Origin of the sequence: Trichlorobacter sp. (genome assembly GCF_030247655.1) — a bacterium.
GTDB lineage: Bacteria > Desulfobacterota > Desulfuromonadia > Geobacterales > Pseudopelobacteraceae > Trichlorobacter.
On the sequence record NZ_JAOTRZ010000017.1, the window covers coordinates 1 to 19,258 of the forward strand.

A 19,258-nucleotide genomic window follows, 5' to 3' on the forward strand; every position below is an offset into this window, starting at 1 on the left:
TCGGCCAGGGCCTTGGTCTGGGGATAAAAGGCCTCAAAATGAGCAGGGTAGGGCAGCGTCTCATCCCCCCCCTCAACATCGTTGCCATCAAACACCACGCTGGGTGAGCTGGTATAGATCAATTTACTGATACCCTGCTCCCTGCAGGCGGCCAGTACGTTTTCTGTTCCGATCACATTGGCTTGTAAGAACGAGTTATAGCTGCCCCAGATTCCGGCCTTGGCAGCCACGTGAAAGATGCTGTCGCAGCCTGCAGCTGCCTTGATCACGGCGGCTTGGTCAATAAGATCAGCCTGCACCTGCTCAATTCCAAGGGCAGCCAGTGCAGGATAGCTAGAGCGGGAGATGCTGACCACCTGATCGCCCCGATCCCGCAACATCCTGACGATCACACCGCCCAGAAATCCGCCGCCACCGGTAACTAATGCCTTCATGTCATTTTCTCCGCAGCCCAGATTGCCAGCTTTTCCCGAAATATTTTGGCATTATGGCGGATATCCACCGGAAAGGCAGGATGGAACAGGATCGTGCTGATCTCTTTGGTATGTGGATGAGCGGCTGCAATGGACAACAGCTCAGACCGCAGCTGCTCATGGCTGCTGCTACAGCCTTGTTCCAGCTCAATGCAGATCACGGGGTGCTGGCTGCCCTTGGTGCCGATTCCAACCAGAGCGCTGCGATAGACAAGTGGATGGGTGTTAAAGACCGCTTCCACCGGGATGGTGAACAAAGGGCCTTGGGCAGATTCCACCCGGTGCGATTTGCGACCACAGAACCAGAGTCTGCCGGTCTCATCCTGTCTGACCAGGTCGCCCATGCGGTGGAAAAAACCATCATCTGGATCGTAGATTTTAGAAAGTTTGTCTGCCTCTGGCCGCTGAAAATAGCCACGGGTTACCTGCGGCCCCTGCACCACAATCTCACCCACTTCACCATCCGCCACCTTCAAGCAGTCATCCCAACTGCTGATCGGGTCATCCGTGATTTTAATGATCTCAACCCGTATCCCTTCTACCGGTTTACCAATGCAGACCCCGCCGCCTTGTTCTGTAATTGCGCGGGTTTCTCCCAGAATCTCTGCACTGCCGATGGAGCAGACCGGCAGAGACTCTGTTGCGCCGTAGGGGGTAAAAATCTCCACGCCAAAGCCAAGCATCTGTGAGAAACGTTCCAGTACCGCAGCAGGCACCGGAGCGCCAGCAGAGATTACCCGTTTCAGGGTGGGTAGCTTGATGCCATGCTCAGCACCATAGCGGCTGACCCGGTTAATCAGGGCTGGTGAGCCGAACATGGTGGTGACCTTGTGACTGGTGATGGCAGAGATGATATTCTGCGGATCAACCGAACCAGGCCGGGTAAAATCCATCTCCGGTATCACGGCGGTCATCCCCAGGGCTGGTGCAAACAGGGCAAACAGCGGGAAGGTGGGCAGGTCGATCTCGCCCGGCTGGATGCCATAGACCTGCTTCAACGCCATAACCTGGGCGCTGAAATTGCCGTGACTGTAGATCGCCCCCTTGGGGGGGCCGGTACTTCCGCTGGTGAACAGAATAGCCGCCTGATCGTTTGCCGCAGTAACCGCCATCTCAAAAGGCTGATCAGGGCTCTGGTGGATCAGTTTGTCAAGGGTTGTGCCGCCCCAGAAAAGTCTCGGTCCAACCGTGATGATTGTTTTGATGCTTTTTTTTGCCCAGCCGAACAGCAGGCGGGCAACCTGGGCCTTGGGGATGCCGATAAAAGCGGTTGGTTGTGCCTCTGCCAGACAGGATTTCAGATTTTTAATCCCCAGACCGGGGTCAATCAGCACCGGCACAGCCCCCACCTTGAACAGGGCAAAGGTCAGGGCAAAGAATTCTGGAGAAGGGGTAACCATCAGCACGGTGCGTGTGCCACGGTTGATGCCGGTGCGGGTCAAGCCATGGCAGATCCGGTCAGAGAGCTGATCAAGCTCACAGAAGGTCAGACGTTGATTGCCCTTTGGAAAGATAATGGCAGTCGTGTCTGGCTGCAGTTTCGCCATTCGGGGGAGGTGGGAGGCGATGTTGGTGAAGACAGGCGTGAACATCGGTTAGGCAGCCCTACCGGCCCGGTCCATAAACTCACTGATCAGTGGTACCACCAGATCCTGACGGTCCTCCAGGATGTAATGACCGGCCTTTGGATAACTGTGAACCTCGGCAGCACGGAAACGTCGCTGCCATTCTGCCAAGAAGTGGCGATCAAACACAAAATCAAGCTCACCCCAGCAGATCAGCATAGGCAGATTGTTAAACTGGTTGATCTTGTCTGCCACCTCGCAGATCAGGTCATAGTTGCGGTCACCCGGCTGCAGCGGGATATCCTGCACAAAGCGCAGGGTGGCAATCCGGTTCTGCCATGAATCATAGGGCAGCTGATACAGCGTACGCAGCTCGGCTGACATCGGATGCTCCTTACAGCCTACCATGGCAGCGCCACGGCTGAAGGCGTTGAAGCCCCGCACCAGCAAGGTGCCCAGCCAGGTATCGCGACAGATTCTGAGCCCCAGCGGAAACGGCTTGGCCTTGGGCAATGGAAAAGCGCCGGTATTTAGAATCACCAGCCGTTCAATCCGCTCCGGGTGGCGTACGGCATAGGTCATGCCGATCATGCCGCCCCAGTCATGCACCACCAGGGTGATCTTTTCATTCAACTGAAGGTGATTCAGCAACTGTTCCAGATCATCCACCCGTTGGGGCAGGGTGTAGTCGTAGCGGTCATCCCCCGGCTTGTCCGACAGACCACAGCCGATATGATCCGGCACAATGCAACGGAAACGGTTGGACAGTGCCTTGACCAGGTTGCGGTAGTAGAATGACCAGGAAGGGTTGCCATGCAGCATCACCACGGTTGGGCCTTGGCCTTCATCCAGGTAGTGGTACTTCAGGCCGTTCAGGTCGAGGTAGTTATTCTTAAACGGAAATTCTTTTGCCAGATTAGGGGTCATTACTAGAATTAGAGCCTTTCAAAATACAGATCAAAAACATTTACCACAGAGGACACAGAAGGCTCAGAGGAATATCAAAATCTTTCAAAACGTTTTTCTCTGTGTTCCTCTGCGTTCTCTGCGGTGAACATGATTTAGGTTAAACTACCACTCAATCCCCAGCATCATGCAGTTCAAACCACTGCCGATTCCCAAAAACGCGACCCGGTCCCCTGGCAATAAGATATCCCGCTCCACGGCCAGGGCAGCGGTTAGCGGCAGGGACACGGTGCCCATGTTGCCCAGGAATTCATAGGTGGTGAAGTCCTTTTCAGCAGGTACTCCCAGGGTCTTCAGGATCATGCTCTGGTGGGCTGAACCGACCTGATGGCAAATCACCCGGTCAACCTGCTCTGCCTTCCAGCCCACATGGGGCAGAAACGCCTCCCAGGTGCGACGGCCCAGTTCTACACCATGATTCATGACATTGACCCCGTCGGTTGCCATGGATTGCTGGTAGCCACCTTTGCCATCCGGTCCCACACCCCACAGGCAGAGGTTGTGGTGCTGCGGAGCTGCCTTGGTGGTGCCCCCCAACAGGCGGTGGGGGGCGCTACTGCCGAATGAACCATCGGTCAGCAGCACTGCCACCGCACCGGAGCCACCGGTCAGGGTGGCAAGGGAATGGGCAAAATGCTGCATATTCCGCTCTTCCAGCATCTTGGCTATCATGACCTCATTGATCTCACGGGCAGACTCACAGGAGACCACCAGAGCGGCCTTGATCTGTCCCAGCTCAATCCGGTTCGCCATATCAAGGATACCGTTTAGAACCCCCAGGCAGGCGTTGGACAGATCGAAGATCGCCACATCACCGCTGATTCCCAATCCGTCAGCCACCTTGCAAGCGGTTGCTGGTTCAAACTGCTCGCGGCAGACCCCGGTATAGACCAACGCGCCGATGTCACTGGCTGCAATACCGGAGCTGAGCAATGCCTTACGGGCTGCCATGATGGCGCCTTGGGACAGCGGGTAGCCAGGTTCCCACCAGCGTCGCTCACGGATGCCGGTCAGGGCCTGCAACTGTCCCGGTGCGATCCGCAGTTCACGGTAAAGCGGCTCCAGCCGTGCCTCAAGATCGCTGCTGGAAACCACCACCGGCGCCAGTTCGTATTCCAACGCCTCAATGACAACCTTCTGATACTTCATAGTATGGATTCCATTCTCACCGTAAAATCAATCATCTGGTAAATCAGCTTGCCATCCACAGATAGGAAGCCGCTGGCAGTCATCAGCTGCTGCTGATCATCCACTGCAGTGATCCAGACAGTGATTGTTACCTGCTGATTTGTCGGCACCACCTGACCACGGTAGAGCCAGCGATGTTTCTGCTGCAGGGCTATGCTGGAGATGATCGTGCCTTCCTGCCAGCCCCAGCGTTCAACCGCTGCAAACTTGAGTAACTGCTGGAACGACTCAAGTCCCAGAGAGCCGGGGGTAACCGGATCTTCATAGAAGTGCGCCTTAAAGAACCATTCATCAGGATCAACCTGTTTGATCCCCTGCAGGTAACCCAGACCAGCCGGGCCACCATCGGCAACGTAGAGCTTGATCCGGTCGATCATCCGTAATTTACTGTCCGGAAACGGTGCCAGTGTTGGGTAGTCGAGGCTGCGGCCACGGGCAGTTTCCGCCTCTGACGGTTGATAGGGCTGGGCATCACGGATACCGACCTGTTGGGATAGCGCTTCTTTTGAGAAGAACCCGAACATGGTCTGGCCTTCGTAAATCAGGCCATTCTGGTCAGCCACATTGAAGTCAAATTCCTGGATGATCATGCCGCCGCTGGTGGCCACCTTGGTCATGGTGGCGCTGCAGGTCAGGGTGCCGGTCTCAGGTGTGACCGCGCGATGCTGGATTGCACTGCCGCCCAGGTTGCGGAACGAAATGTCATTGGGGGTGGTCAGGGCAGAGCCTACATAGGCTGCCAGCCAGCCGCAGGGCTGCAGGGCTGCCTCCAGCAACACGCAGAACGGCATACGTGGCTGACGATCTACCCCAAAGAACCAGGCATCAGACGGCAGGTCATACTGAGCCTCGGCTGCTGCTCCGGCCTTCATCTGCCATGGCTCACCCGTAACCGAGGTTACCCGATCCATAAACTGGAACGGCGGACCTGGCAGACGAGCGATTTTACGCTGCTGGTCAAAGACCTGATAATGGTCGCCAAATCCTTCCGATGGGTTGCCGTTACTGTAGGCCAGGATCTGTTGCTTGGTATAGAGAGCAGGCTTGATGTAGCTGACCGGTCTGCTGTTGCGTCCTTGCCAGAGCTGTTCTAGCTGCTGTTTGGTGGTTCCGGTCAGGCGGGCCGACATGCTGGTGATCTCCACAATCGGTTTACCATCGGCATACATCAGTGCATCCACAATCACATACGGTTCCGGACGATAGCCGATCTCACGGATGGTAACCTCATAGGTGACGACTTTGGTGGTCTCCAGTACCTGACCACGGCAGCAGAGCTTGCTGGCCACCCCCGGCACCGGTTCCCAGGCCGCACTGCCTGCCTCAGCCACCCAGCCGATCCGTAGTAGCAGGATGCGCAGCGTGTGCATGCAGCACTCATACATCAGGGTGCCGGGCATGACCCGGTCATCCACAAAGTGACAGGTGATGAACCAGTCATCGGGATGGATATCTGCCTCAGCCCTGATCATCCCTTGTCCGTAGCGTCCGCCGCTGGGGATGATTTCATTGACCCGGTGTACCAGACGCATTCTGCCACCGGGAATCGTCAGCGGTTTTTTGATGGCCAGGCCGCTAAACAGCGGACCAAAGCAGCCAGCCAGATCGCCCTGGCGCAGCCGATCAAGCTGTTCAGCATTGAAACCTTCCCGCTTCAGGGGCACCAGGTCCTGCCAGTCAGCCGGTCTTACGCCTGTTGTGGGGCGTGGATCAACCAGCGGTCTGACAATCCCTTTGCCTGCCTCAAGTGCTGCAGAGGAGAAGAATCCGGCACAGCCATCCCGCATGGAGAGCAGCGGTTCACCAGCCACGGTTGCCTCAAAGAAGAAACGGAACAGCCAGGTGTCCCCCTGGCGGAAGAACCGTTCAATCCTGATATCATAGGTTATGGTCTCGCCAGGGCCGGGCAGGCCGCGGTGGAAGGTTACCACCGCATCCAGCAGGCGGTAGACCGCAAGCCCCTTGGTGATGAAGTCGATGCCCAGATAGCCGGACAGGAACAGATCCGCCTGACCAGCCTCCACCGCAATGCAGGTTGGAATCCGGCCGCCATCAAGGTACCAGGCATGGGGAAAGATATCATGCTCGGTGATCACCCGGCCATTGGTCATGGAGCAGGGCTCACCCTCCACCTTGATGATCCGGTCAACCAGCATCAAAGGTTCATCCGGCAGACGTACCCTGGTGGAGAAACTGTCCAGCTCGGCAAACTGCGGACCCAGCATCTTTGCCACTGAACCAATGGCAAACTCCATGCACATCTCGCGGTTAAAGGCAACGCTCACCCCCCCTTTGTCAGGGGGGCTAGAGACTGGTTCTGCTCCATCCCTGAGAAGGGATGGCTGGGGAGGGTTTGGTTCTAAAATAGTATCACCCAGCGCCTGCTGCAGTCCGGCCTGCAGTGCCAACGCCTGTGCCATGGATTGGGTCAGGCTGTTACTGAGGGTCAGGAACGCCTCATGGGCTGCAATCTGGGCTGACTGGGCCTGACTGAACTCCTGTAACAGGTTGTGGTCAGAGGAAGTAACCCCCCATCCCCCCTTGTCAGGGGGGCTAGAGACAGGTTTTGCTCCCTCCCTGACAAGGGAGGGCTGGGGAGGGTTAGGGTGCAGGGCGTTGCCTGATTCTATACGGTTAGTTGCCTGCGGCAGTGCTGGCATTGTAAACGGTTTGCCACCGACCATCAGGCGAACCTGGGGGCTATCGCTTGTAAGCCGGGTTGCAAGGGGTTCAGCCATGCAGAGCGGTGACAGGTCCAGCGGTACCCGCTCGGCGATCAGGCTGCCCAGCAGACGTAACAGGGTCAATATCTGGTCCTGGCCGTTGAAACAGGCGGAACGGGCCAGGTGGGGGCGTCCTTCCAGAATCCGGCTGATCATCCTGCTGCAGGAGTTGCCCGGTCCCATTTCAAGGAACAGGCGTACCCCGTCACGGTAGGCAGCTTCAATGGTGGCTGGGTAATCAATGCCGTGCAGGGCCTGATCGAGGATCGCTGCGGCACAGTTCTCCCGGGTCGGTTCAAAACGGTCCCCTTTGGCATTGCTGTAGAAGGTTACCCCCTGGGGCGGATTGGTCGTAAACAGGTGCAGGTCATGGTACGGGGTTGCCACTGGTTGGGCCACTTCGCAATGCACGGTGGTCACACCGTGGAGCGGGAAAAAATGGCAACCCAGGCGGCTTACCAGCTCGGCAACTGCAGTGCTGTCGCCACCCACCACACACTCATCCGGTGTGTTGATGATCAGCAGATAAACCCGCGAAAATGCGGTAATCTGTGTCCGTACCTGATCAGCCGGGGCCATCACAACCCCCAGACTCCAGTTGACCTGCTGATCAGCAGGCAGCCCCCAGGCGGTACGGGCGGCGCGGCACTCACCAGCCAGATCGTTTGTAAACAGGGTTGATTCCTGCATCCGGCTGTACATCAGGTCACGATCCACCCAGGTCCGGGTGGAGAACAGGGCTGCTGACTCACCCAGGCTGTAACCGATCACACTGGTGGGGCTGATACCGAAACTGCGCACCAGATCACTGACCCCGCAACCGGTGGCCACCTGACCAAAGATCACAGCACGGTGGTTATCGTTGATCCGGGAGCTGTCTTGATCTGACCAGAACAGCGCTGGCTGGAACTGGTCTTTCAGTCGGAGGTTTTCTTTGTCCTGATTTCGCAGGATCTCTGGCCAGCAGCAAAACAGCTCTTTGGCCATATCCGGGTAATGATTGCCGGAGCCGGGGAAGACAAAGGCGACCCTTCCCTGATTTGCCAGTGGTGTTCTACTGTAGAACAGCCGATCCCGCAGGCCGGGAGGCAGATCTGCAGGGTCAGTATCCTGACGCAGGATCTGTCTGCCCTGTTCAATCAGTTGCTCAAGCTGCTCTGCGTCAGCCGTCACCAGTGCCATGCCCTGCGGCTGTGCAGACTGCAGGGTAATCCTGCTGCAGTATTCAGAGGCCAGTCCTGCCAGCCCCTGTCCGCTACCTGTAGCGGCACGGCAACGTTGTTGCAGCAGATCCAGTTCTGCGGCCAGTTCTACAGTACTGTTGGCAACCAGTGGGAAAAGCAGTTCCTGACATGGCCCCAGCGGTGCAACTCTTCTGTCAGCATCTATGGCAACTTCTTGATCCCAACCTTCAAGCACCACGTGGCTACAGGAACCATCAACACCGTAGGCCGAGATACCGGCCCGGCGTGGGCCATCTTCCCGGTTACGCAGCCAGTAACGGGGGGTGGTTAGCAGTTGCAGCGGCCCATTGGTCAGTTCCGGTCTGACTGATTCTGTGTTGCGATTGGCCGGAATAATCTCCTGATACAGGGCAAGGCAACCCCGCAGCAGTGAGGCCAGGCCGGATACGGCGCCGGTGTGGCCGATGGCTGCCTGAACATTGCCGACGACGGTTGCATCAGCTGCAGAGTCAGCAAAAAACCGGGTCAGTTCCTTTGCCTCAAGCCGGTCCTGCTCTGGATTGGCATCAGCAGTAGCTTCAAGCAGACCAATGGTTGCCGGAGCAATACCGCTATCCTGATAGGCGCGCTGCAGGGCCTTTGGATAGGCAGTCTCCAGTGTACCGTTATTGGAGCCGATGCCGCGGATCACCGCATAGATCCGGTTGCCGTCAGCCTTGGCATCGGAAAGCCGTTTCAGCACAAAGGCGCAGGCCCCTTCACCAATGATCGTACCATCAGCCTGGCTATCAAAGGGGCGACACTGTCCGCTGGCTGAATAGGGGCGCACGGCATGACGGCCCAACACAGCCCGCAGATCACCGGCCAGATCAACCGCACCAACCACTGCCTGATCCAGCTCCTGTTGTTGCAGCATCCTGACTGCGGTTTCCAGGGCGCGGATGCCGGAGCTTTCTTCGCTGGAGAGGGTAAAGCTGGGGCCGCCGATCTTGAACTCCCGCGCGATCCTGCTGGCCACAATATTGCCCAGGCTGCCCATGGTTCGGTTGGCGTTCAGGGCAGGGCTGATGCTGTCCCGCAATGTGCCTGTCCAGTCTGTTAACTCAGCTTCGGTCAGGTTTCTTCCCAGTTTAACGGCCCAGCCTTTGGCCTGTTGCGGCATGGGCCAGCGCAGGGAAAATCCGGTGCTGTTCAGGTCAAAGGCGATCCCGATCATTACTCCGGTCCTGGGGTTGTCCTGTTTGTCCAGGCCTGCATCCTGCAGGGCATTGGCAGCGGTCTGCAGCATCAGTAACTGCTGGGGCTGCATCTCCTCCATCTCTTTAGGGGGGATGCGGAAACGGTTGCTGCTGACCTTGATCTGATCCATGAACCAGCCGGTGAACGGCGTTTGGTCAAGCCCCTGCTGTTTGAACCAGGTCCGTTGCTCAACACCCCACCAACGCTTGTTGGGGCGGGTGGGAGCCACGGCGTTGCTGATACCTCCCAGCAGACGCTGTTGCACGGCCTGCAACCCTTGCCAGGGGCCGAAGGAGGCATCCAGGCCGATGATTGCGATCGGTTCGTGAGTTGGCGGTTGTAAGGGCGTATGGCCACACGCCCCTGTAGAAGGCATATATTCCTCAACCAGCAGGTGAGCATTGATGCCGCCAAAGCCAAAGGCACTGACGGCGGCACGGCGGGGGATTGCGTCACCACGGCGTTGCCACGGCTCTGCCTGGGTCAGCACCTTGAACGGGCTTTGCCCCAGTTGCATGCCGGGCTGCGGGGTATTGAAATTGGCCGTGGGGGGCAGGGTTGCATGCTGCATGGCCAGCAGCACCTTGGTCAGGGCTGCTGCACCGGCAGCGGTCAGCAGGTGGCCGATGTTGGACTTGACCGAGCCGATTACGCAACTCTGTTGGGTCGCTGAACCTTGCCACAGCTCTTTCAGGCTGGCCACCTCAACGGCATCGCCAACCGGGGTGCCGGTGGCATGGCATTCAATCAGATCAACATCCTGTGGTTGCCAGCCAGCCCGTTGATAGGCTGCCTGCATGGCCCGCAACTGGCCTTCTGACATCGGCGCCAGCAGGCTGCCACCCACATCATTGGCAAGCCCCACCGCCCTGATAATGCCGTAGATCCGGTCACCGGCAGCCAGGGCATCCTCTGTGCGCTTGAGCACAAAGATACCGGCACCTTCGCCGGTAAGCAGGCCGTCCCCCTGGGCGTCAAACGGTGCGGAGACGCCCCGTTTTGACAGGGCACGCAGCTGGCTGAATCCCATCTGGGTATAGAGCGGGTCAGGCCGGGAAAGTCCGCCGGTCAACATGGCATCAGCCCGTCCGGCCAGCAGTTCATCCATGGCCAGTTTAATGGCATAGAGTGAGGAGGCGCAGGCAGCATCCAGGGTGTTGGTGACGCCGCCCAGTCCCAGGGATTGGGCCAGTACACCGGCCGGAAGACCGGCCAGATAGCGATTTAATGGTGAGGTGGAGATCGGTTCTGATGCTTGACCAACGAGCTGCTCTTCAAAGCTGCGGCCAAGCCAGTTACGGGCCAGCAGAGAGGAAGTTTCTGATGGCAGGGCCAGGTTGCCGATAATTACCCCGACCCGTGATCGATCAAGCTGACTGGTCTGTGCGTCTGCAAAGGCCTGTTTACCAGCGGCCACCAGAACATGAAACAGGGGATCAAGGCCGTCCAGCTCAGGCAGGTGCGGGGTCTGAACCAGAAAACAGCCACGGGTGCTGTACAGGTGATCCGGCTTGCCCACCTCCGGATCAAAGAGCAGTTCCGGTGACACCTGCCAACGTCCTGCAGGCACCTCGCGGGCGGCGCTGCGTCCGTTGCTGATCAGATCCCAGTACTGCTCAAGGTCCGGGGCATCAGGAAAGAGCGCGCCGATCCCGACTATGGCAACCGTGCCGCTGTAGTCCTGCATCAGGCCGCTACCAGGGCAGCCGTCTGTCCAGCCTGTGGCAACTGATTACGCTGAAAGGCCTGCTGCAGGGAGGCGTCAATCACGCATTCATACCCCTCCAGACGGGCAATCAGCTTGCCATTTGCCCGCTCCAGAAACTCAACATCAGCGGTTGCGCTGTGGCTCTGCTGTGCAGTGACCTTGATCACCACCTGGGCGCCATCTTTGGGGAAGGTCTCATGGAACTGGCGATAACGAGCGGCAAAGGAAGGCAGTGAACCTGCCCCGAACCGTTCAAAACTCCAGAGGATCATCATCTGAAAGGCGCTGTCAACCACCAGCGGGTCAGTCAGCCAGTTGCTACGCAGCGGTTGCTTGATCCAGTTGCCCGGTTGGGGGGCTGCCTTGACCAGGGCGCTAATGCCTTTCTCAGAGCATGAAACCACCTGCTCAATGCCGTGCAGGTCAGGACCATGGAACAGATAGGGTTGGTCATAGACCGCGCTGCTCTGATTGTAGGGACTGCTGGGCAGTTCCTTGATGGTGCGGATGCCTTCAGGAAGTTTGTTTGCCAGCACGATCTCTGCTCGGGCATGCAGTTGGCAGCGCCCATCGCCCAAACTGCTGACCAGTTCCACCGGCACGGTGTAGAAGGCATCCTGGCGCTTGGCCTTGCCTGCCAGCAACTGCAGGTTGCATGGAGAAGAACGGTCAATGATGACCCCTTTGCAGATCCGCAGATCATTAAAGCCGTGGAAACGGAAACCGGGGTTACCATGCAGGGCAGCATGGGCCAGCCATTCCACAATCATGGCCATCGGCAGCACTGCCTTGTTGTCAATTACGTGGGAGCTGATGAACGGAAAATCATCCACATTCAGGGTCAGACGCAGTGCCTCTTTGAGCGGCGCTGCCGGTTTGGGGGCATCAAGGGAGAGGGATGTCCCTTTGACACCAGCCAGTACCGTGACCTCCACCGGGCCGGTTGGTGCGGCAATCTCCTGCACCAGCAGCTCTGCACCGGCCTCCAACGGGATCAAGCCGATCCCTTCAGCAGCAAAGACCTTTTTGAGGGCCGGGGTGACCATGCCACCATCCCAGGGCCCCCAGTTGAGGCAGATGGAACGGCAGTTGGTACGGCGGCGAGCCTCGGCCTGAGCCAGTTTGTTCAAAACTTCGTTGGCCACCGCATAATCCACCTGACCGGAGCGTCCCAGACGACCGGTGGTGGAACCGAACAGGGCGATAAAACGCAGATCATCGGTTCTGGTGGCGTCAAGCAGCGAACGCAGTCCAGCCACCTTGGTGCTGTAGACCTGATTGAACTGCTCTCGGGTCTTGTCAACGATCAGGCGGTCAGCCAGCACGCCAGCGCCATGTACCAGGCCACGAATCTGACCGTACTGTGTACGCAGCTCTGCCATCAGGCTGGCTACTGCCTCGCTGTCACGGATATCCACGGCAAAATAGAGTGCGGTGCCACCCACGGCCTTGATCTGGGCCATGGTCTCACGCAGTTCGCGGCCACTGACCGTGGCCTGATACTGTTCTTCAATCTCGCGGGGGTGTAGCTTTCCGGTCGCATGGGTCAGGATCGCCCGTTTGATGCTGGCTTCATCAGTAATATGCTGCAGCCAGTCAGGCTCCTGTTCCGGCAGGGGACTGCGTCCCAGTAGCACCAGCAGCGGTTGCCAGGCCTTTGCCATAGCGGTTGCTGCACCGGCAGTCACGCCACGACCGCCACCGGTGATTACCACCAGTTCACCTGGCTGGATCGGCGCTGTTGCAGCAACTGATAATCCGGGCAGGTCCTGCAGTGCCAGGCTGATCCGTTGGTTTGCTGACAGACCCACCTCAATCGGTCCGCTCAGGAACAGCTCTGTTGCCACCGCCCGGGCAGCAGCAGCCTGGTCAGGGAATGCACCCAGATCAATCGCCTTGCAGGTTACTTCCGGCCATTCATGGCGTGCGGTCTTGCTCATGCCTGCCAGGCCGCCGGAGAGCGGATCAATCAGGGATGATCCATCTGTGCAGCCAAAGGCACCATCCAGACGTGAAACCGTGGCAAACAGGGCGCCACCTTCGCGGCTGGCCCGCTTCAGGCCGGGTGCCATCTGCTTCAATAACTGGAAACCGTTTTTCAGAAAGGTATCATCCGTGCCGTCAGCCGGGGTGATCAGTACCAGACCGGCCACCTGATCCATCGGCAGCAGCTCAAGGATATCCAGCACCTTGGTCAGAATCACCCCATGTCCCTGTGCTGTCAGACAGCTGCACAGCTCCGCAGAAAAGCCGGAACCATCATCAGTCACCACGATCACACCCTTGGGTGCCAGGGAGATGGTCTCAGACGGCGCAGTACTGGCAGTTGCCACAATACCGCTGCGATGCAGGTCAATCTGTGCTGTCACAGCTGTTGGCACTGTCTGGACCAGCATAGCTGGTGCCGGTGCCTGTGCAGCCGGTGCTGCCCCGGCTGCCAGATAATCTGCAATCTGTCCCAAAGTGTTGAGTACGCCCAGTTGCTCCGGCCCGATCACCGGCGCTGAGGGGAGCCGTTCCTGCAGGCAGGAAAGGATTTCAACACGCTTGATGGAGTCGATCCCCAGATCCGCCTCCATGCTCATGGTCAGTTCCAGCATCTCAACCGGATAACCGGTTTTGTCGCTGACCACCGCCAGCATGATTTCGTTGATGTTTGCTGCTGCCGCTGGTTGTGCCGGAGTAGTCGAAACAGCAGCAGCCGGTGCTGCTCCAGCCCCCAGATAGTCGGCAATCTGTCCCAGGGTATTCAATACGCCCAGTTGATCAGGTCCGATGACCGGCGCTGAGGGGAGCCGTTCCTGCAGGCAGGAAAGGATCTCCACCCGCTTGATGGAGTCGATTCCCAGATCAGCATCCATGCTCATACTTAGTTCAAGCATCTCAACCGGATAACCAGTCTTTTCACTGACCACTACCAGCATGGTTTCGGTAATTGCACTGCTTGCTGGTTGATTGCTACTGACGGCAACTGGTGCAGCAGCGGCTGCTCCTGCCCCCAGATAATCAGCAATCTGCCCCAGGGTGTTCAATACGCCCAGCTGGTCAGGCCCGATCACCGGCGCTGAAGGCAGCCGTTCCTGCAGGCAGGAAAGGATCTCCACCCGTTTGATGGAGTCAATCCCCAGGTCAGCATCCATGCTCATACTTAGTTCAAGCATCTCAACCGGATAGCCGGTCTTTTCGCTAACTACCGCCAGCATGGTCTCGGTGATGACGTTGCTTGCTGGCTGACAGTTGCTGCTAGCTGTAGGCACAACAACGGCTGCCCCTGCACTCAGGTAGTCGGCAATCTGTCCCAGGGTGTTGAGCACACCAAGCTGGTCAGGCCCGATCACCGGCGCTGAGGGGAGCCGTTCCTGCAGGCAGGAAAGGATCTCTACCCGTTTGATGGAGTCAATCCCCAGATCAGCATCCATGCTCATGGACAGTTCCAGCATCTCAACCGGATACCCGGTCTTCTCGCTGACCACCGCCAGCATGGTTTCTGTGATGGCATTGGATACCGGTTGTACAGTCACCGGGGTTGGTGCCGCCGCCGCTACCGTTACTGGTTGTGGTTGGATAACAGGTGTCGGCATGACCGGTGCAGCAGTGCTGACCGGAGCAACCGGCATGGCCGGCAGGGTTGCCACGCCGCCTTGCAGGACCTGCTGCTGTTGTGAAAGCAGGGTCTGGATGGTGCGAGAGGCGGTCTCCTGACCTTCCAGAAAGCGGCGGTGCAGTTGGGCGGTCTCTTCCTGCATCCGTTGCAGCACAGCCATCCCTTCACGGGTTACCCGCAATGATTCTGCCAGCGCATCACGGGATGCAGCCGGTGCCATTGCCTGAACAGGTGTCTGAACTGGTGCAACAGGTGTGCTGTTGGTTGGCTGGGTAGCGGTAACCGGTTTTGGTGCAATTGCTGGCCGCTTGGGCTTTGGCTTGACATAGTTGGCGCCGCAGAGTGGTACCACCAAGAGCGGCTTTTTGGTAGGTACTGCAGGTGCCTGATAACCTTGATCCCAAAGCTGCAGGTTAAGCTCAAGGCCCAGCACACTTAGTTGCGCAAGGCAGCGTCCCAGGTCAACCAAGCCGTTACGCTTGCCATTGGAGCTGTCCAGAGCCACGCAGCTATGCTCACGGTCACCAAGGATTGCCTTGACCAGGCCTGACAGGCGGGCACCCGGGCCAACCTCGACAAAGCAACGGATACCAGCAGCGTACATCGCCTCAATCTGGGCCACAAACTCAACCGGACGGGCCAGTTGGCCTGCCAGCAGTTCCTTGACAGCAGCTGTATCAGCTGGGTAGGGGGTGGCTGTGCTGTTGGCATAGACCGGCATGCTGGCGCTGCCCAACTGGATGTCAGCCAGGCCAGTCAGAAACGGTGCGGCTGCGTCAGCCACCAGCGGGCTGTGAAAGGCAGCAGCAACCGGCAACTGTTTACAGGTCAGTTTACGGCTCTTGCAGGCAGCTTCAGCCAGATTGATCTGGTCGGTTGCGCCGGACAGGACTGCCTGGGTCGGGGCATTGCGGTTGGCAATCATCAGATTGATCTTTTCCTCCGCCAGCATCTGCTCGACCGCAGCCAATGGGGCGGAGACCGCCAGCATGCTACCCTTGTCGCCGGAACCTTCAGCCATTAATGAACCGCGCAAACGGGACAGGTTGTGGAAGGAGACCTCATCCAGCAGACCTGCCGCGCAGAGAGCGGTCAGTTCACCGTAGCTATGACCTGCTGCTGCATCAGCCTTGAGTCCAAACTCCTCCAGCAGGCGCAGGGCGCCCAGGCTGACTGCGCCGATGGCAGGTTGTGCAATCTGGGTGGCCCGCAGTTCAGTCTCCTGCTGTTCAGCTGCCCCCTGTTCAAAGCGATCAGCAGGGTAGATCAGGTCAGTCAGACCAGGTGTGCTCAGTTCTGCCTGCTCAAGACTGTCCAGCAGTTGGGGGAAAGCGCAGACCAGATCCCGCTGCATACCCACATACTGTGCCCCCTGTCCGGGGAACAGCAGACCAAGTTTTTCTGTGCTGGTATTGGTTGCGTAGCAGATGCCGTCCGGGGTGCTCCAGTTGGAAGCAGGCTGCTTGGCCAGCATGGTTTTGCTGGTGTTCAGCAGGTTGCCCAGGTTCGCGCTGCGTTCAACGGTCAGGGCCAGTCGGCAGGGTGCCTTTGGATCAAAACCGGCCCGCAGGGAGGCTGCCTTGCCTCGCAGGTCGTCCCAGGCCATCTCAGCAGGAATACTGGCAAGTTGTGCGGTCAGGCTGACAGCATCAGCACCGCTGAAGGTCAGTAACTGCACCGAGCCATCCCATTCTGCTGCCTCCTGCAAGGGGCGGTACTCTTCAAGAATGGTATGGAAGTTGGAACCGCCAAAGCCGAAGGCGCTGACACCGGCACGGCGGGGGGCGTTGTTACGGGTAATCCAGGGCCGTTTGCGGGTGGTAATGTAGAATGGTGTGCGACCGGAGGTGACCTCATCCTGCGGTCTGGTTACCTTGATGGTGGGGGGTATTACCCGGTGGTGCAGGGCCAGGGCCGCCTTGATCAGGCCGGCAGAACCGGCTGCTGCCTTGGCATGGCCGATCTGAGCCTTAACCGAGCTGATAGCGCAGAAGGGCTGGTCAGCCTCACCAAAGATCTCACGAGCTGCTGAAACCTCAACCGCATCACCCACCTTGGTGCCGGTGCCGTGGGCCTCCAGCAGGCCGATGCTGTCCAGGGTGACCCCGGCATTGGCGCAGGCGTTCAGGACCGCTTTTTTCTGCCCGGCAGCGCTGGGAGTGTAGATCGCCTCACCCTTGCCGTCGCTGGATGAACCGATGCCACGGACAACCGCATAGATTTTGTCGCCATCCCGTTCTGCATCAGCCAGACGCTTCAATACCACCAGGCCCAGACCTTCCCCCAGGATGGTGCCGTCAGCCGAGACATCAAATGGCTTGGCATTACCGGATGCAGACAGGGCCGGGGTCTTGCTGAAACAGGTGTACATAAAAATGTCGTTAAAGGTGTCCACCCCGCCGGTCACTACCATATCGGCAGCGCCGGTGGTCAGCTCCATGGCGGCCAGGTGCAGGGCGCTGAAGGAGCTGGCGCAGGCCGCGTCAACCACGCAGTTGGTGCCGCCCAGGTCGTACTGTTTGCTGATCCTTCCTGCCACCACGTTACCCAACAGGCCGGGGAAGGAGTTTTCCTGCCAGCCTACATAGGAGTCGGAAATCCGCTGTACCACATCCTCTGCCACGTCAGGGGCAACACCGGCATCATGCAAGGCCTCGCGCCAGCGCGGATGGCCCAGGCGGGCGCCCAGCGGAATCACCATCTCCAAGGCACCGGTCACCCCCAGAATCACGCTGACCTTGCTGCGGTCAAACTCATTGTTTGAGCCATACCCGGCGTCCTGCAGAGCCTGCCCGGCAGCAACCAGTCCCAGCAGTTGTGAGGTGTCAATCGCCTCCAGAGAGTTGGGCGGGATGTTATACTCCATCGGGTTAAATGGTACTTCAGACAGGAAACCGCCACGCTTGCCATAGGCCTTGTCCGGGGTCTTGGGATTGGGATCATAGAGATCATCCACTCGCCAGTGGGATGCAGGGATTTCGGTGATGGCATCCACGCCTTCACGGATAGTGGCCCAATAAGCAGACTTGTCCTCTGATTTGGGAAAGAGGCAACCGATGCCGATAATGGCCAGTGGTGCTCCGGTAGTGGTAAGGGTGCGATCCTGTTCTGATTGTTTCACGCGAGAAACTCCTTGATTTCCGGTTTCATCATCAGGGAGCTGTTGCTGCTCCCGGTAAAACGGTGCAGGTTGGCGCGGCTGATGGCTGCCGCACCCTCCAGAATATTGCGGGCCACACAGGCTGCGCGACGGTTGGCAGGCACTTCCAGCGGGCTGCCCTTGACCCATTCGTTAAAGGCGCCCATGGCCGGGCCGCACCAGACCTGATAATCTATAGTCCTTTTGGAATCGCCATCCTTGGCCCAATGGGCTGCCTGGCCAAGATACCAGCGGAAGACCAGTGCCATGCGATGTTTGGGGTCACGCTCAGCCCGCTCCACCTGACGCGGGTCACGCTGCAGAAAGAAACTGCGGGTCTGTTGCCAGATCTGCTCCAGCGGCACCAGAAAGACGGTCTTTTCCAGTTTTTCCCGCTCTGCAGCGGGAATCGTCTCAATGCTGTCATGGCTGCGGTAGAGCTCAAACAGTTTGGCTGCCCGCATGGCAAACATGGTGCCGCGCTTCAGCACCTGTACCGTAACCCCCATCTCAAACATATCGGCTGCCGGTGCCATGGTCACATCAGCCTGACGGGTCTCAGCCAGCATGGTACGCACGGCATCGGAAGTGCCGGATTCAATGCAGGCCTGATGCACTGAACCGACCATGATCCAGGCGGCCCCCATGCTGAAGGCTGCTGCTGCTGATTGGGGGGTGCCGATGCCGCCACCGAGGCCAACCCGCAACGGCAGTGGGTAGTTGTGTTGTTGCTGCATCCGCTGGGCCACCGACTGGATGGTGGGTAGCAGGGTCAGAGCAGGACGGCTATCGGTATGGCCACCTGAATCTGCCTCAGCAGTAATATCCTGGGCCATCGGGATCAGGCGGGCCAGTTCAGCCTGTTCAGCGGTGATCAGTCCTTGTTGAAGCAGGCTGTTAACCAGCTTTTCCGGGGCAGGGGAGAAGAATCTTTCAGCCAGCTCCTCACGGGAAACTTTGGCGATAATATGGTGTGGGGTAACAATGCTGCCATCTGCACCACGATGGATGCCATGCAGGCGGTAGCGCACCAGCGGCAGGGTCAGGGCCAGGAAGGCGGAAGCCTCCACCAGATGCACCCCTTTGCGGATGTATAGTTCTGCCAGTGCAGCCTCAAGATCAGGCTCCTGAGGAGAGTGGATCAGGTTGCAGCCGAACGGGATGTTGGCGGCCAGTAGTTGGTCAACTGCCGTTTCAACCGCTGCCAGGGGTAAACCTGCAGCGCCAAAAAATCCCAACATGCCTGCCTTGCCAAGTGCAATTGCCAGGGGTACTGAACTGATCCCTTTGGCCATGGAACCACCCAGGTAGGGGTAGCTGATGCCACGCTCCTGACAAAAGCCGGTGTCACCCAGTTTTTCTGGCACAATCCGGCCAAGCTGTTCCTCAAGCGGTGTGGTTAATGGGTTCAAGGGTTATTTCCTGCCTTTGGTAGGCTAATAAAATCAAATGCGTAAAAATATATGAAA

At 58.4% G+C, this 19,258-nt stretch carries 7 protein-coding genes; all 7 read right to left on the minus strand.

The window, feature by feature from the left end:
* A partial coding sequence (locus tag OEL57_RS02755) for an NAD-dependent epimerase/dehydratase family protein (protein WP_300736695.1) occupies positions 1-434 on the minus strand: 434 nt, incomplete at its 3' end.
* Positions 431-2,065, minus strand: a complete 1,635-nt coding sequence (locus OEL57_RS02760) for a fatty acid CoA ligase family protein (RefSeq protein ID WP_300736698.1) — start codon at positions 2,063-2,065, stop codon at positions 431-433. The genes OEL57_RS02755 and OEL57_RS02760, both read right to left, overlap by 4 nt.
* Positions 2,066-2,068: 3 nt before the next feature.
* A complete protein-coding gene (locus OEL57_RS02765) occupies positions 2,069-2,965 on the minus strand; it encodes an alpha/beta fold hydrolase (RefSeq protein ID WP_300736701.1) in 897 nt (298 codons plus the stop codon).
* 144 nt (positions 2,966-3,109) lie between these two features.
* On the minus strand, positions 3,110-4,153 hold the full coding sequence (locus OEL57_RS02770) for a 3-oxoacyl-ACP synthase III (protein ID WP_300736704.1): 1,044 nt from the start codon (positions 4,151-4,153) through the stop codon (positions 3,110-3,112).
* Positions 4,150-11,025: a beta-ketoacyl synthase N-terminal-like domain-containing protein gene (locus OEL57_RS02775; RefSeq protein ID WP_300736707.1), complete on the minus strand. Its 6,876-nt coding sequence runs from the start codon at positions 11,023-11,025 to the stop codon at positions 4,150-4,152. Before OEL57_RS02775 ends, OEL57_RS02770 begins: the two co-directional genes overlap by 4 nt.
* Positions 11,025-17,771: a type I polyketide synthase gene (locus OEL57_RS02780; protein WP_300736710.1), complete on the minus strand. Its 6,747-nt coding sequence runs from the start codon at positions 17,769-17,771 to the stop codon at positions 11,025-11,027. The genes OEL57_RS02775 and OEL57_RS02780 overlap by 1 nt, the downstream gene beginning before the upstream one ends.
* Positions 17,768-19,201, minus strand: coding sequence for a PfaD family polyunsaturated fatty acid/polyketide biosynthesis protein (locus OEL57_RS02785; RefSeq protein ID WP_300736713.1), 1,434 nt, complete (start codon positions 19,199-19,201; stop codon positions 17,768-17,770). The genes OEL57_RS02780 and OEL57_RS02785 overlap by 4 nt, the downstream gene beginning before the upstream one ends.
* Positions 19,202-19,258: the final 57 nt, after the last annotated feature.

Excerpts from the sequence above, each read along its gene's own strand:
- OEL57_RS02760 (WP_300736698.1), bottom strand. The coding sequence starts at position 2,065 with ATGTTCACGCCTGTCTTCACCAACATCGCCTCCCACCTCCCCCGAATG.
- OEL57_RS02765 (WP_300736701.1), bottom strand. The coding sequence starts at position 2,965 with ATGACCCCTAATCTGGCAAAAGAATTTCCGTTTAAGAATAACTACCTC.
- OEL57_RS02770 (WP_300736704.1), bottom strand. The coding sequence starts at position 4,153 with ATGAAGTATCAGAAGGTTGTCATTGAGGCGTTGGAATACGAACTGGCG.
- OEL57_RS02775 (WP_300736707.1), bottom strand. The coding sequence starts at position 11,025 with ATGCAGGACTACAGCGGCACGGTTGCCATAGTCGGGATCGGCGCGCTC.